2 protein-coding genes are annotated in these 17,969 nt (G+C 46.8%); one reads left to right on the top strand and one right to left on the bottom strand.

Annotation, left to right across the window (positions count from 1 at the left end):
- Positions 1–180: 180 nt before the first annotated feature.
- Positions 181–16,254 (top strand): beta strand repeat-containing protein, encoded by a 16,074-nt coding sequence (locus ACSVI6_RS06210; RefSeq protein ID WP_491720656.1) that lies wholly within the window; start codon positions 181–183, stop codon positions 16,252–16,254.
- A 312-nt stretch (positions 16,255–16,566) separates the two neighbouring features.
- Here the strand turns inward: ACSVI6_RS06210 and brnQ are convergent, their stop codons facing one another.
- Complete coding sequence (gene brnQ / locus ACSVI6_RS06205) at positions 16,567–17,946, bottom strand: branched-chain amino acid transport system II carrier protein (protein ID WP_491716583.1); 1,380 nt, start codon at positions 17,944–17,946, stop codon at positions 16,567–16,569.
- Between the last annotated feature and the right edge of the window lie 23 nt (positions 17,947–17,969).

The raw sequence follows: 17,969 nt of genomic DNA, 5'->3' as shown, positions 1-17,969 counted from the left end.
TGCTGCCTATTTTTTAAACTACTATTATAAATTTTCGCTAAAATAATTGATTTTATACTTAGTAAAATATAGTATTGATAGTGGATATAGTCTCGGGGAAAAAGCAAAATTACGGAATACTTAAATTAAAAAAGTTACATATTTAGTGAAAAATATGATCATGATTGGGGTGTCCTTATTATGTTTGGGAAAACAAATAAATTTAAAAAATTAAAAGAGAAAAAATTACTTAGAAAAGTAAAAAAACAATGGGTAGTGGTTTCGATTGCATTCTTTGGAATGGTAGGAGCTAACGCTGTTAGTTCTAAGCAAATCGAAGTTAAGGCCGATTCTAATGTTAGCAGTCAAGCGCTTACATCCAGTGCGAATACCGATAGTAGTGGTAGTGCTAATGCTGCTTCTTCATCAGGGAGCAGTAATAATGCTTCCGCTGCCAATAGCAGTAGTGCTAATTCTGCTTCTTCAGCTGGTAGTAGTAATAACGCTTCCGATGTCAATAGCAATAGTGCTAATTTATCAACGAACGTTAGTGATACGCTTGACCAATCCGACTTAGATTACAAGTCTGGTGACGATAATGGATCAGGAGGCAACGACAGTACCACGTCTAGTGCCATTGCATCTGCAAGTGCTTCCGTTGCAGCATCACAAAAATCAGCAGTGCAATCAATTTCTGATAACATTAGTAAAGTTTCTGAAGCAATCTCCACAGCTAGTTCTTCAGCTACGGTAGCAATGAGTAGTGCTCAAAGTATGAACAGTAGCTTTGCCACCCAAAATACAACGAATAGTCAAACTGCTGATAGCCTCAGTAAGAAATTAAGTTCAATTACTAGTGATCAACAGGTCTTGAGTAGTTTAGCTGCTTTAGACTCTAACAATGCTAGTCTAACGAGTGCATTTAGTTCGTTAAATGCGGCTTCTTCTGCTGCGCAAACTGAAATGCAAAATATTAATGCAATTGTTACGCAGTTATCCAGCTCTGCTGATTCTGCTAGTTCTATTCAAACCATAATGGGGTCTAATTCAACAGCCATTGGAAGTGCTTCTTCAGTGGCTAGTCAACAATCATCAGTAGTAAGTAGTATTGCTTCTGGTTCGATTTCTGCGACCCAGGTCAGCTCGGCCCAAAGTGCCAGTTCAGTGGTACAAACGGCAAGTAGCCAGGCTAGCGTTGCTGAGGGCTCGTTTAACTCGCTTAATACTCAGTTATCTGTGATTAACGATAGTTTTAATGCCTCTTTATCAGTATTATCTAGTAACCAAAGCCAATTAGAAACCAACGTAAGCGTTTCTAATAGTCTGGCTAGTACTGCGATTGTCAATGAATCATCAATTGTTAATAGTATCGCTTCAAATGCTGTGAGTTCTGCTAATGCTGCGGTTTCATCAATTGCTAGTTACGCTCAGTTAGCAAGTGCCGCTAATCAATCTATCATTGCTAGTAGCACTGCAACTGCTGCATTAGTAAGTGCAGCCACTAACTCGTTATCCAGCACGAGTAGCGCCTTAGCTTCATTAAGTTCACTAGCAAGTAGCAATCCTAATAATAGCGATGTTGCTAGTTCGCTTGCGGCTGCTAATAGTGCATACCAAGCGGCTAGTAGTGCGTTGGGGGATGCTATTACTAACTCCATTTCTTCGACCGATTTAGCAAATGGAATTGTAAAGATTAAAAACTTCATTGACCAATTTTTATCACAAGCAACTTCCAATGCAGCTTCTGCCAGTGCTGCCAGCGTCGCCGTTGCTAGTGCAGCTAATGCGAACGACTTTAAGACCGCCTTTAGTAATGCCAGTAGTGCGGTTAGTGCAGCTTCGTCAGCAAATACCGCTGCTAGTAATGCAAATAATTATGATTCATTGGTAAGTGATGCGAACCAATCATATGCAACTTATGATAACGCCGTTCAATCAAGTACGGCTTACATTGGCTCCCAATCTAGTACCGTCAGTGCTGATTTAATGAGTGCTAATGACAATGTCAACCAAAGCAATTCTGCAGCAATGGACTCAGTCACAAGTAGTAACAATAGTTCAATTGATAGTATGAGTGCATCAAATAGTGCCGCCAATAGTAATAGTGTTGCCACTGGTAGTTTTGTCAGCAACATCGGTTCTTATTCATCAGCTGCCATCGTTAACGGCACTGATCTATCAAATGCAGGTAGCCTTGTTAATAGCTTGAATTTTTACAACTTTCAAAATTCAGCAGTTTCGAGTGCCTCATCAGCCATTTTTTCAATGGCAACCCAGGTTTCCAATGCTGATTTTGACTTAAATCAAAACCAAAGTACTGCTAATAGTGCCAATACAGTGGTTGCTAGCAATGCGGCTTCTGCTAATTCAGCTGCGAGCCTAGCTCAATCATATTCTGCCAATGTAGCTAGTTTGAGTGCGTTCATTAACTCGGTCACGGCTAACCATGGTCCAGCTTCACAAACGGCTTCTGCCGTTTCAGCTGCTGCCTCCTATGCCGCCAGTGCAAGTTCTGCTGCGTCCGTTGCGAATTCGTTTGCTGCAATCGTCAGTTCCGCTGAATCGGTTGCTAGTGGTGCTAATTCGACTGCGAGTGCTGATCAGTCTAACATTGCCAGTTTGGCACAGTCAGCTAGTGTGGCAGCTTCACTAGCAAGTAGCGTGATCAGATCTGATACCGATAGTGCTAGTAGCGTGGCTGCTAACGCCAGCAATAGTGCATCCAGTGCTAATTCAGTCGCTAATAGTGCCCTCAGTGGCGCTCAATCCGCCCAAAGTTCCGCTAATAATGGAATTAGTGCGGTTTCTTCAGTGACGCAAAGTACTGGTTCGCTTGCTAGTACCGTCAATTCGATTAATAACACGGTTACCCTAAACAGCTTTAATAATTCAGCCAACAAGGTCATTAATAGTAATGCTTCCGTTGCAAATTCTGCAAATTCAGCTGCGAGCGCTGCCAATGTTGCTGGACTTAGTGCTAGTAGCAACGCCCAGTTCCAAAGTAGCCAAGTTACGATCAACATCTCGGCTGCCTCTTCTGCAGCCTCCCTTGCGAATTCATATACAGCAATGGTCAATAGTTACCAAAGCCAAACTGAAACTGAGTCGGTCGCCCAAAACAGTGCTCTGGCATCTTCTTATGCCGCTAGTGCATCACAAATGGCCATTTTAGCTAGTTCTGCAACCGTTAGTGCGCAAAGTTTCTCCAATGCGGCTAACCAAGCGGCTAGCAAAATCAGCAACTACCTATCAATTGCAAATAGTGCTAATTCAGTTGCTAGTTCTGCATTATCCACCATTAATACTGCCAGTGCTAACATTACCAGTGAAATTAGTTCAGTTGCTGCTGCACAATCCACGGCCAATGCGATTACTGGGAGCTCAGGTAGTCTAGCTGCCAATGCGGGGAATAATAATTACTGGATCGGTAAGAACTCCAGTGGGACTAATTCCAACTCATCAAATGATGCCATTGCTTCTGATATCGCTTCTTCAAATGCCGTTGTTGCTTCCAGTGGGGTTGATAAGGCAACTTGGGCTAGCAGCATTAATCCTGATAATGCTGACATTAGAAGTGATGTGAGCGTTGCCTCCAGTGCTAACCAAAAGGCTTCAGAGGCTAACAGCATCATCGGAAGTGTTCATAACTATGCTAATCAGGCCAGTGCCGATGCTACTTCATACTCAAATCAAGCAACGACTTTATTTAGTGACATTAATAGTTATAATGCGATTGCCTATTCAGCTTCAGCCACTGCAATGAGTCTCGCAAGCATGGGTGAAAATAGCAGTGCTAACCAATACATTGCATCTGCTAGTGCAGCTCTTTCTTCGGTAAGCTCTTATGCAGCAATTCTTAGCAGTGCTAATTCTGCGGTTTCATCTGCTAGTTCAGCACTTGAGAGCTTGAATGCAACCATCAGTAGTTACTCTGCAGTTGCTAATGATTCTCGGAATATTTCCAGTTCCGCCGCCAGTGATGCACTAAGTCGGGTGGCATCACTAGCTGGTTCTTCCGGTGGGTTTGGTGATCGGGGGAGTATCGTTGCTTCCAATGCTGCCAGTCAAGCCATTGCCAATAGTGCCGTTGCCATCTCGGCTGCCAACAAGACCGGTTGGGACAGTAGCACCATTGGGGATAACATTAATATTAATATGAGCAGTAATGCGGTCTTAATTAGTAGTGCTAATTCCGTGGCGATTGCGCAGTCATCGTTATATCCAGATAATATTAAAATTTCGGCAGAAGTGTCTGCGAATAGCGTCATCCTATCTAGTGCCCAGTCGTATGCTACTGCTGCAAACCAAGCCAGTAGCGATGCCGTCAGTGCTAAGTCTCAAGCTGAGTACTACAGAGATAGTGCAGTTAGTTATGCGGCCCTGACTAGTTCGGCTAATGCAAACGTTGCTAGGGATATTTCAATGTTTGAACAAGCCTCTAAAGCTAATGACAGTGAAGGAGTGCAAAAGTGGATCAATAGTACCTGGGATGATACCCATACAGCCGATAGTTATCAATCACTAACCAGTCTGGCGACTGATAGTGCACTTACTCAGCAAAGTATTGCTGATAGTGCCAGCAATGCGGTCCAAAGTTATGCTGATGCGATGGGTTCGCTGAAAAATGGGATTACCTACAATGCCAGTGTTGCAGTGGATGCTGGAGTTGCCGAATCCGCTTACCGCGTGGCTTCTGCTAATGCTAGCACGGCCAATACGGGGACGATTTCTGCTTCCAGTGCCACCGATGCCTCAAGTGCTGCTCAAAACGCACTAAGTTCTGCCAATTCAAATGCGATCGTTGCTTCCAATACTAAATATTCGGTTGATTCTGCAATTGCTGATATCAACAGTGCCGCTAATTCTGAAAGTGGGGTCTGGGGTAATCAAGTCAGCAGTGAAGCCTCTGCCGCAACTAGTTACTCCACTGTAGCTTCATCGAACGCATCGGCTGCCATGTCAGCGGCTAGCGATGCAAATAGCTACAACCTGTTAGCTAGTTCTGCTGCCGTTGCTGCTAAGAATGCCGAAGCTCTTTTAACCTACTACCGTAACGATGCCACTTCGAATGCATCCCAAGCTAGTACCGTCACTGGAATTAATGGTGGTGATCCAAACCCAGGATTGGCGCAAAGCAACGCTACTAATACGTCCAACGATGCCAGTGTGGCAGTGGTTGAACGTTCAATTCTAGATAGTGCCAATTCAGCAGCAGCTAGTTATGCTGCTTTAGCCCAAACGGCTTCTAATTCCGCAAGTAGCTACACCAGCGTTGCAACTACTGCTAATTCCAATGCCATCGTTGAAGGGAATCGGGCGGTTACGAACCTATACTCATTACAGGCTTCTTCCAATGCCTCACAGGTTGCTGCTGCTTCAACTAGTGCCCAGGGAGTCGTTAAGTCCACTCAAGCCATTAGTTCTGCCGCAACTTCGACCGTTAACAGCTTAAGTGCCGTTTATGCCAGTGCTTCCGCTGCATTACAAAGTGCTCAGGATATTTACAACAACCAGGGTGGTAATAATGATCGGGGGAGCTCCTGGATCTCTAGTGCCGTTAGTCAGGCGAGCTCGGCAGCTTCGCTTGCTAGTTTAGCGCTGTCCAATGCCCAAGCCGCATCTAATAATGCAAGTATTGCATATGTGAGCGCTAATAGTACGGCGAGTGCAATCTCAATTCAAAACTCAACTGCGATCTCTGCTAATAGCGTTGCGCAAAGTGCGTCAGCCACATCTGATCGGAGTGCTGGGAGCTTTGCTGCTTCCGTTAACTTCGCTGCTTCTTCCGTCGCAGCCATGAACAGTAACGTTTCACGGATTGCTTTATCATCTGCGCAAAGTGATAGCAATCGGAATAGTTTAGCTGCTTCGACTGGGAATAGTATGGATTCGATTGCTGAATCGAACTACTCGGCAGCTTCTGAATTCCACCAAGCACACCAATCTGCTAATTCAGCTTCTACTTCTGCTAATACGGCCAGCAACGATGCAAAAACCACTTCCCAAGCTAACAGTGTGGCCGGCAGTATTAACAGTGCGGTCAATAGCTTGTCAACGGCGGGTAGCAATTCCGCTAGCGCCATCACCACGGCTTCAAATGGAGTCGATGCAAATGTCGCAACGTTCCAGAATTTAAACATTCATAACCACGTTGACTCTTCAGTTGCCGGCTGGAGTGATACGGTTAACTCTGCCGCATCCGTATTGAGTTCTGCAAGTTCCGCTGCAAGTTCTGCAACTGCTGCGCTTAGCAATGACAGCACTGGGGCTAGTACCCAGGCTAGCATCGCAAGTAGTGCTAATTCAGTTGCGAGTTTGAACGCCTCACTTGCTAATAGTTACTATAACTTGGCATCTTCATATGCAACGAATTTGAACGGCAGTCTATCTGGATCACAGGCATCTAGTTTTGCCAGTTCCGCTTATCTTCAAGCTTCAACGACTGCTTCGATTGCTAATTCTGAATCTGCTGTTGCAACCACTGCTTCAGCATCGGCGAATAGTTATTCGGTTGATGCGAATTCACAAGCAGTTGTCTTAAGTGTGGCCAATTCAAATGCCACCACCGCCTCCGTTGCTGCTAGTTCCGCCACTAGTTTTGCGGTGAGCTATGTTACTAGTGAAATGAGCAGCGCTTCTTCCACCGCTAGTTCAGCAAGTAGTACCGCTAGTTCTGCTAGTTCACAGGCTAGTGCGGCTAATTCTGGCGCCCAGAGTGATTCTGCAATTGTGCAAAATTACAACAGCGTTACCGCCTCCGCCAATTCAGGGCTTTCTAGTTCGACCAGTAGTGCGGGGAGTAGTCGGGATGACGCTAACTCAGTTGCTAGTTCCGCTAGTGCAATGAATTTTAATTACTATAACAATAGCGACCTAGTTAAGTATGTTTCTGCGGCTAATTCTAACTATAGTGATGCCAATAACAATAGTGGTATTGCTTCTTCAGCTACCATTACCGCAAGCACGGTCAACTCGCTTGCTAGTTCACATGCAATCAACGCTTCCAACGAAGCTTCCGAAGCAGCAGTGCAGGAGTCGATTGCCAATAGTTTATGGAGTGCTACTAATTCAGACAATAGCGATAATAGTAATGCCCCGAGTGCCATGAGTAATGCTGAAGCTGCTTCTAAAGCGGCTTTACTAGCCAGTTCCTACAACAGCGCTGCGCTATCCGATTCAGCGCTGGTAAGTGGGGAACGCGTGACCGCTTCTATTGCTAAGAGTACCGCAATTAGTGCTAGCAATGCTGCATCAGCTGCGGCCTCCCAGGCTAAAGTCAACGCCAGCATGGCATTGGCTAACCTGTATTCTCAAGAAGCGGGGACTCAGATTTCGAACACTAATTCTGATGTAGCAGATATTAGTGCAAATAATTCGCTTACTTCCAGTGCAGCTAGTTTAACTAGTGGCATGACTTATAACACCTCTATTAATAATGATAGTGCCAATAGTTACAATGGTGGTGCCCAGTACTGGTCTAGCACCTATCCTGACACCAGAGCTTCAGAAGCAGTCAAGAGCATCGCTGCATCTGCTGGTGGTGCGACTTGGGTAGCCGGGAGTGCAACCAGTGATGCGGAAATTGCTAAGTCGATCGCTAATTCAGCGGCCGTTGTGGCTTCATCTGCCAATAGCGTTGCCCAGTCCCTGAGTGCGGATGCAGCTAGTGAGAGTGCGGCTGCCACGAGCGCATCGGCTAATGGAGATCCTAGCCTAGCTAGTTCCGTGGCCAGTGTGGCTTCCAGTACAGCTGTCCTAGCTTCATCGGCTTCGGTAGTGGCCGCTGCCCAGTCAGTAATTGCAAGCGAACAAGCCACTCGGGCTGGTCGAGATTGGTACTTTGCGGGATCTGCCAATTCATATACGCAGTCTGCATCTACGTTCATTAGCAATGCAATTGCTGCAAACAGCTATGCTGATAACGCCTCTAACGCTGCTAAGTCTGCAGATGCCGATAGTGCATCGGCTTCCGCTAACAACCAATCGGTAATCAATACGAACCCATCCATAACTAGTACCAGTTCCGCAATTGCTGATTCTACCGCTTCTGCCAATAGTTATAGTACGGCGGTTTCATCAATGGCTAGCTACGTGAATAGCCTGGCTAGCTACAACTCTGGACTGCCATCGTTTGGTTCGCAAATGGCGTCAATGAGTTCTGCTAGTTCTGCTGCTAGTTCTGCAAGTACGTTAATTAGCAGTATCAACAGTGCGGTCACTAGCGATATGAGTAGTTATTCTAGCGCCGTGACGGCGGCTAGTTCTGCTACCAATGCGGCTTCGATTGCCTCATCTAAAGCTGCTTCTTACGCTAGTGAAGCATCATTGTACGCTAATTCTTCAGTAGCGGTTAATGGCTCATCGGTTCCGTTCGTTGATCCTAGCTCAGCCTCCATTTTTGCTTCCGAGGCGAGCGCTCAGCTATCAATTGCCAGTGCTGCTAATTCCACGGCGGTCAGTGCGAACTCCACCGCGAGTGCCGTTAATAGCCAGTTGATTAGTTACCAAGCCGAGATTTCTTCGCAAAACTTCCAGCTCTCTCAGGCAAATTCGATGGCTAGTCAAGCGGCATCGGCAGCATCCTCAATTGTGTCATCCACAATTGCTAGTGGTAGTTCGTTTACCAACAGTTTATCGAACGAAGCGAAGGGTTATCAAATTACTTCAGCTAATGACGATCCAGCTGCGATGGCTTCTAGTGTTGTTAATTCCGTTTACCCAGCGGTTTCTAGCAACTCGAGCACCACTAGTTCAGCGCACAGTGAGACGGCTTCACTAGCCAGTGCGTATGCTAGCAATTCCACCATTGGGAGCCAATTATCAGCATTTGCTTCAAGCACTAGTGTTGATAATTCAATTGCTTCTAATGCATTTAGTGATGCTGGGGTCCAACTTTCCAGTGCTAACTCTGCTTATAATGCGGCATCCAATGCGGTTTCTGCAATCAATAATGATTCGGTTGCCCTTTCCAATGCCAATAGTGCGTTGGCTTCCGCTAGTGCTGAAATTGTGATCGCCCAATCAGAACACAACGGGCCATTGGCTAGCTCGGCTGCTTCAGCCGTTGTTGAGCAACAGTCGATTGCATCAAAGGCTGCGAGTGATTCATCGCTTCAAGCATCGATTGCTAACCAGAACAATTCATTGGCTAAGTCTTATCAAAATAATGCATTGAACGACAGCACCACCGCTAGTGCTAAGGCTAACGATGCCGTGATCAACAACGCTCGGGCCAACGTTACCGTGGATTCATACAACACTAGCGTGGCCCACAGTGCGACGGTGGTTTCCTCAAGTTCCGCAAGTTCGAATGCGGTTGATACTGGGAACACGAAGGACAGTTTAGATTCCAGTTACACTACGGCAAGTGGGATTGCTCAATCTAATCAATCCATCTTTAGTCAAGCCAGTCAAGCAGCAGGGAGTTCCGCACCGCGGATCAGCAGCTACAATGCTAATCAACTATCCATTGCTGCTAGTGCTGCCGCTGAAAATAGCAACGCCATCGCGGATGCGACTCAACAAAGCGCTAGTGCTTCGACTGCTCTTAGCAATGCTAACGCAGCTTCGACTACCGCCAGCGTTGCGGAATCAACCGCTAGTGTGGCATCATCAAATGCTGCTGCTGCTTTAAGCGCTGCTAATTCACCATCGATCACTAGTGCGTCCGCAATTGCATTGAAGGAAAGTGCTAGTTCGTTGGCATCGGCTGCCCAATCTGCCCAAGCAACGGCATCTAGTGCTGCGAGTGCTGCGAGTGCGGCTTTTGATAGTGCCAAGGCGGCTTCAATGGCAGTTAATACTGATAAACAAAAGATTTCAGATGCTAACGTGACGCTTACCAGCGCCAACGCTGCCATTAGCAACGCCATCATTGCCAATAGCTATGCCGATGATGCTTCCACTACGGCATCGACCGCTAATTCAAACGTAGCTCAAGCACAATCTGATTCAAGTGCTATTAGCACGAACTCTGCAACTGCCAATACTGATTCAGATAGCATTAGTAATGCTTCTGCTGCGGTCCAGGGTCAATCTGCATCGGTTTCAAATGCAGTGTCAGTAATAGCAACTCTAAATTCTAATAATAGTAGTTATTCTGACGTTTCTAGTGCCGCAAGCGCAGTAAGTAGCGCTAATTCCGCCTACAGTAAGGATGTCAGCACTGCTAGTTCAGCTGCTAGCTTAGCCAATTCTATTACGGCTCAGATTGCACAGCTTTCCGCTTCAACTACCTCGAACGTTACCAGTGCGGAATCATTCAATAGCAGTGTCCAATCTGCTGCAACCTCTGCATCCGCTGCCGCAGCCCAGAGTGGTGATTCTAACGCTGCTTCGACTGCCAACAATAACACCATTTCTCCAGCCAGTGGGGTAAGTGATCAAGCTAGTTCCGCTAGTGCCCACGCTTCCGCTGTACAATCCTTGACGGACCAGTTAGCATCCGCAAACTCAGCCGCCCAAACGGCCATGACCGATGCTAGCCAACAAGCTTCTAAAGCTAGCTCCGCTGCTAGTTTGGCAACTAGTTATGTGAGTTCTGTTGTTTCATCAGCTAGTTCAACTGCTAGTGCTGCCAGTCATTCTGCAGCATCCAGCGCCACTAGTGCTGATTCAGATGCGAAGGGTGCCAACACGGATGCAAATAGCACCAGTGACGCCCAAGTTTCGGCATCATCATCAGCTAGTTTAGCATCGAGTCGGGCTTCAAATGCAGTTGCTACGAACAGCCATGCTCAAACCATTTCGGCTGGCAGTAATTCTGAAATTGCCAGTGCGAAGGCAAGTGCTTCTTCATACGCTTCTGATGCAGTCTCAAAGACCGCTGAAGCTAGTTCCGCAGCAAGTAACGCAGTCAACTTTGTAAGCAGTGCTAATAGTAACGCTGCGGCTGCCAGTACTGCAGCTTCCCAAGCTGCATCTGAGGCTTCGCTAGCCAGTTCGTATTTGAACAACACGAACAGCGCGGTTGCAGATAAAAGCGACGGGCCAACGGCTCAAAGTAACGCTAGTTTAGCATCAACAGCAGCGGTATCCGCTAGCTCATTTGCTTCGCTAGCTAGTTCATATTCCACTGCTGCAAGCGATAATCTCAAATCGGCCAATAGTCTATCCTCATTAGCCAGTTCCGATGCACAGATTACGAGTGCCGATGCTGATGGGGCAACGATTGCTTCGGCCCATGCTGCAACGACTTCGAATTCAGTTGCGATTAGCCAAGCCAGTTCAGATGCTGCTAATAGTTCTACGGCTGCTAATCAAGCTGCTAGTTCAGTTAACTCGGTCGTCTCAGCATCGAACAATAGTTTTGTTTCGACCCAGGCTTCAACCGTTAGTTCAGCTAACAGTACGATTGCCTCAATCACTTCATCAATCAACTCAGCGCAAAGTGCGATTGCTTCTGCAAAGTCGGTCACTAGTGGAGCGACAAACAGTAATCCTGCAGATGCAAGTACCGCTAGTGCTGCTCAACAACAAACTGCTAGTCTGACCTCTTTGGTATCTAGCATGGCAGCTTCCATTTCAAGTGCTGCTGCGACCGCAAGTTCAGCCGCTAGTGCCGCTGTTTCTTACAACGATTCCGATGCTAGTCAGCGGGCCAGCGTTGCTACTAGTGCTGCTGATAGTAATGCCAGTGTCGCCAGCGCTGCTAACAGTACCGCTAGTGCTGATGTTTCATCGAATACATCATCGAGTGCATTCGTTTCATCCGCAACTAACAATACCGCCACCGTGGCGAGTGAAACTGCGATTACCGCAAGCAATGATCCTAGCAATGCCGTGGTTTCTAAGGCTGCAGCAGACGCTAGCTCAGCTGCAGCTACTAACCAATCGTTATCGAGCCAGGTTACGATTCAATCTAGTGCTGCGGTAAGTGCTGCTGGAACGCTTAGTGCTGCCAACCAGGCCATGGGCAGTTATGCAAGTCAAGCAGCTAGTGAAAGTGCCGCTGCTTCATCAGCATCTACCGCTGGAAATGTTTCAGCAGCGGTTAGTGCTGCCTCTGCGGCCGAATCATATGCTAGCCAAGCTAGTTCTGAATCGGCAATTGTTTCGAGTGCCTCAGCTGCTGCTAGTTCTGCATCATCTGCAATTTCTTCGTTCACCGCGTTGATTCAATCAGCTAGTTCGGTTGCCGATAGTGCGAGTGCAGCGGTGGCTAGTTCGGTGGCTTCTTCTGCAGGCTCTATTATTTCAAACGCTACGGTTTCAGTGAACAACTATTCAGCTGCTCAAGCCGATGACCGTTCCGCATCCGTTGCTAGTGTGGCCACTAGTTCATTGCACTCCACTACTAGTTCTAGTGCATCCGTTGCATCATCAGCCAACGCCGATACGCAGACGGTTGCTAGTCAATATTCAAATGCACCAATCAGTAGTGCGTTAGCATCCCTTAATAGCACCACTAGCAACGACAACGCGAGTGCTTCCAGTGCGCTTTCCAATGCTGCTAACCAGGATTCATTAGCATCGAGTGCCTTTGCAACTGCATCGAGTGCCGTTATTGCAACTAGCTCAGCTGCAGTGGTCGTGTCTTCTGCACGTTCCACGGTCGCATCTGCTTCCGCTGCGGTATCCAATGCTATTGCTAACAGTAAGGCTCCAAACATCACGTCATTGATCAGTGTGATAGTTGCTGCCGAAAGTCAAGCGGCTTCAGCTGTTAATGCTGCTTCAGTAGCTAGTAGCCAAGCGGTTGTTGCCACTTCCACTGCCCAACAGGCACAAAGCAATGCCACTGATGATTCACTAGTAGCTAGTTCGCTAGCCAACGATGCCGTTATCAACAATGATCGTGCCCATATTGTGGTTAATTCATACCATGCTAGCGTTGCTAATAGTGGAACTGATAGCAGCACTTCATTAGTGAACTCAAGCACCAGTGTTGCCCATAGTTTTAACAGCGGGGTTAATTCATTATCAACCGCTAATTCGAGCGTTTCAGTAACGAATTCATCAACTAACAGCGCTGCTGATAGCCAGGCAGGTAGCTACGTTGACACTAGAGTTGGTAGCTACAATTCAATTCAGAGCTCTGTTGCTAGCGTTGCATTTTTAAATGCTACTAATGCTACGTCCGTATTGAACAGTGCTAGTTCAGATGCTAGTTCTGCTCAATCCGCTGCTGATAGTGCCTCTTTGGAAGCCAGTCATCAAGCATCGATTGCTAGTTCTGCCTCCGCACAAGCTAGCGCAGACCTCAGCAGCGCCAATTCAGCTGGGGTTACTAGTGCTGAAACGGCATCGCTGCGCAGTAATGCTAATTCAATGGCATCAATTGCTGCTGCTGCCAGCACCGCTGCTGCTACTCAAGCCGATAATGCATCGATTGCTGCAGCTAAGGCTAGTTCAGCTAGTTTAGTTGCCGTTTCCGCTGCTAGCGTGGTCAACAGTGCTAATGCTACCGTTAAAAGTGCCAGTGTTGCCATCAGCAATGCGGCAGTAGCTAATAGTGATGCCGATTCCGCTGATGCTGTTGCTAGCTCAGCTAGTGATAATGCTAAATCCGCTGGGATTGCTAGTATTATTATCGGATCAACGTCCATCGTTGCTAGCTCGACTGCTGATCAGATCAATAATTCTTCAACGGCTATCAATAGCCAATCACCAGCTTTGAGTAGTGCTGATTCATTGGTCAACAGTCTCAACAACTTCAATAGCACCTACATCAGTAGTCAAATGAGCGCGATGAGTAGTGCCAAAGCAGCGTTCAGTAATGCTAGTTCGGTCGCTAGTTCAGCTGTATCTGCAGCCAGTGGGATTGAAAGTCAAATTGCATCCCTTTCTGGCGTTGCGAGCCAAAATGCCGCCAGTGCTGCTGCTAATAGTAGTGCCGCCAAATCAGCTTACATTGCCGCATCTAGCTATGCATCAACGGCAGGGGATGCTAGTGGTGCTGCCAGTGAATTAAGCAGTGCTCAAACGGCATCCATTGCTGCTTCAAATGAAAATGCAGCTGTCCAATCTGCCTCCGCTGCGATTACATCCCTCAAGGCTCAATTAGATAGCTTGAACGATTCAACGACCAGTGCTTCACAAACCGCGAGTGCGAACGTGACTGCTGCTTCGACTGCGGCCAGTGCGGCATCCAGTATTGTTGCTTCCGTGATTGCTAGTGCCGAAGCGGTTGCCAACAGTGCAAGCAGTCAGGCGGCGAGTGCTAATTCGATCGCAGCTCCTGCTGCCAGTGCTAATCCTTCGTATGCAATTGCTGCTAATGATAGTGCGGAATCGAATGCGGTAGTAACTTCATCTAAGGCGGTTGATGCGCAATCTGCTAATCAACATGCCCAAACGATTACCACCAGCGATTCTGCAATTGAGAGTGCTAAATCACAAGCATCATTAGATGCTTCTGATGCAGTTGTTAAGTCAGCCGATGTGATCATTGCTAAGAGTGATGCTAACAGCATTATGAGCGCCGCCAAGAGTGATGCCGCTGCTGCCAATAGTTATTCAAATGATGCATCGAACGACGCATCACTAGCTAATTCAGCATCATCTGCCGCTAGTTCAGCTGCGCAAGCAAGTAACGCACCGTTGGCTGTCGAAAAGGCCAGCATTGCGGCGAGTGCCGCTTCCGCAGCCAGTGCTTCTGCTGCCAGCGCTTCTGCTCACTCCAGTGCGGTGCAATCCGAAAATGCATCTGCATCGAGTGCCGCTAGTCGGGCGCAAAGTGATGCCAACATCGCAAGCCAAGATGCAAACGACGCCCAAGTGCAATATGATCGTGCGAAGATCATTGCCGACTCAATTGCCATCAGTCAGGCTAGTGCTGCTGCTAGTGAAGCTGCCAGTGCAACTCAGTCAGCTAAATCTGCAGCAGATTCAGTTACTTCGGCTTCTAACAACAGCGTGGTATCCAGCTATGCCAGTGTTACTAGTTCTGCTAACAGTACGGTTGACTCCGCTTCTGCATTTATTAGTAGTGCTAATAATGCCATTAGTAGTGCCAAGAACGTTGTCAGCAGCGCCAGTGATGCTAGCGTTGCCAATAGTGCCCAGAGTGCAACTAATAACTTGAGCTCTGAGGTAGCCAGCGCTTCTACAGCTGCTTCAAATGCAGCATCAACTGCTAGTCAAGCCGCTAGTCAAGCCATTTCTTATAATGATAGTCTTGCTAGTGGACGGGCTAGTTCCGCTAATTCTAACGTTGATCACGATTCAGCGACCGCTAGTTCACATGCTAATGAGGCAAGTGCAGCCGTAATTACAAATAGTACGGCCATCAATACTGCTAGTTCTGAAATTAGCAATACTGATAAGATTGCTAGTGAAACGGCAGCTACTGCTAACATGGATGCAAGTAACTCAGCCATTACTAAGGCTGCTGCTGATGCTAGTTCAGCCGCTGCTTATAACCATTCATTGGCAAGCAACATGAACAGTAATGCAGAAATTGCTAAGAGTGCTGCAAGCGTTCTTAGTTCTGCAAATCAAGCAATGAGTAGTTATGCTAAGCTCACTGCTAGTGCTAGTGCTGCAGCATCGTCAGCATCTGCTGCGCATGATGTTTCAAAAGCCGTTAGCGAGGCTTCGATTGCTGAATCAATTGCTAGTGAGGCAAGTAGTGAATCGATCGTTGTTTCTTCTGCTGCTTCAGTTGCTAGTTCCGCTTCAGCTGCAATTTCATCATTGGCTAAGCTAGTTAAATCAGCTAGTTCGGTTGCTGATAGTGCTAGCAGCACTGCTTCCAGTGCCTCAACTGCTGATTCACAGTCCGCATCAGCAAGTGCATCCGCCTCGGCAAGTGCGTCCGCATCAGCAAGTGCTTCGGCCTCGGCAAGTGCATCGGCCTCGGCAAGTGCATCAGCATCAGCAAGTGCATCAGCATCAGCAAGTGCGTCGGCCTCGGCAAGTGCATCTGCATCAGCGAGTGCGTCTGCATCTGCACATTCATCCGCTGCAGCTAGCAACCATTCCGCGGCAAGTAGTGCTGCGAGTGGATCAAAACACAGTAGCCATGCTAGTCATGCTAGTCATAGCCATAGTCATGCTTCGAATGCGCACTCTTCAGCAAATAGTGCTGGAACCACTAACCATCATGGAAGTACTGCAATTGGTCCATCTAGACCTAATTCAAGTGGATATTATGAATCTAAACATGGATTACATGCTAGTCATGATTCCAACGTAGCTTCTAATAATAAGCAGGGTAAGTTACCACAAACTGGCGAAAGTCAAACAACGGTTCGTTATAGTTTGTTGGGAGCACTTGCATTAGGATTATCTGGATTCTTCTTCGCCGCATATAAGCGGAAGAGACGGAAATAATTAAAAAGCCTTCAAAACTGATCAATTCGTTTTGAAGGCTTTTTAATTTGGGCTTAATTGGTCGATGATGGCTACTAAAGGCGGTCCATTGTACTAAGATCTTATTGTTAGGACGACTTTACAATCGAAATAATGCTAATTAAAAGGCGTCAATAATCACAATTGAGTAATTATTGACGCCTGTATTTAAAGATTTAATTATTGATTTGATGGATTAATATGTGATTAAAGCTATGATATATGAAACTATGATATTAAATGCAGTTGTAATTATGTGGTGAAACTATGTCGTGAAGCTATGTGGGAAATTGATTATGCGTTGGCAAAGACACCTTTTCTTACTCTAACAAGGTGCCAAGCTAGTCCTAAGACTGCACCGAGCAGTGCTGGAACGACCCAATCCATTCCGACACTGGCAAATGGGAAGAAGCCTTGTTGGAACTTAGCGAGTGCCAATGCGAAACCGCTTTGGCTAACGACTGGTGGGAATGCTGCGAACATATCGAACAGGGCGGGAACCGCTGTGAACAATACGACCATTCCGTATACGACTGGGTCGCGCTTGAATAGTGGGGAGGTAACTGATAATAAGATCAGTACCATTGAGAATGGATAGAGGAACATTAGCATTGGAGTGGACCATAAGATGATTTGGTCTAATCCTAAGTTAGCAGTTAAGAACGATGCTAAACAGATGAATGTTAACCAAGCATGGTAACTAAACACTGGGAAGTGCTTGTGGAAATCTTGAGCAAATGCAGCTACTAGTCCAACGGCAGTGGTTAAACAAGTTAACGTGATCAATGCGGCTAATGCAGCTTGCCCGGCACTACCAAAGTAGTGAGTCATAATCTGGGAGAATGTGCCCCCACCATCTGGACCGAGCTTGTAATCGTTCAGACTAGTTGCACCGAGCCAGATCAAAACAACATAGATCAGGCCTTCCACGCTTACAGAGAGGACCCCAGCTTTTGCAGTGACCTTGGCATTGCTAGTAGCCTTGGTCTTCCCGAGTTGGCGGACGGCTTGGACTACTGTAACCCCAAATGCTAAACCAGCAAGGGCATCCATGGTGTTATAACCTTCTAAGAACCCGTTCAAAAATCCGTTGTGTTGGTATGGAGCGGTTACTGCTTGTAAGTTGGCTTTCCCCATTGGTGAAGCGAAAGCGAATAGGAAAATTGCGAATAGCATTAATAAGAAGAGCGGATTTAAAACCTTGCCGACCTTATCCATGATGGACGATTCACGATATGAAATGAAATATGCGAACCCGAAGAATAGGGCGGAAAAGACTAACAATCCAACCGTGTCGTACTTAGCTGGTAAAAATGGTGCCACCCCAACGGTGAATGGAACCGATGCAGTTCTGGGGGTTCCGAATAATGGTCCGATGGTCGCATGAATCAAAACCATGAACGTGACGGCAAAGGCAGGGCCGAGGGGTTTACCGATGTCATAAACTCCTTCAGAACGAGTAATGCTGATCGCAAGGACCGAAAGGAGGGGTAATACGACCCCCGTACAAAGGAAGCCGAGGGTGGCGACCACCCAGTTTGCACCTGACATTTGCCCCAAGTGAATTGGGAAAATGAGGTTACCGGCTCCAAAGAAAAGCGCGAATAGTAACGAACTGACGGTTAAATATTGTTTCCAAGTCAATGGATTGGGATTTAAATCTGTATCTTGCATAAAATGATGCCTCCGTAATATAT

It is taken from the genome of Nicoliella sp. ESL1106 (assembly GCF_058509965.1).
Note: the sequence above shows the minus strand (reverse complement) of the source record. Positions and strands in the feature narration are given on the sequence as shown.

Coding starts and splice junctions, on each gene's coding strand:
- brnQ (WP_491716583.1), bottom strand. CDS start 17,946: ATGCAAGATACAGATTTAAATCCCAATCCATTGACTTGGAAACAATAT.
- ACSVI6_RS06210 (WP_491720656.1), top strand. CDS start 181: ATGTTTGGGAAAACAAATAAATTTAAAAAATTAAAAGAGAAAAAATTA.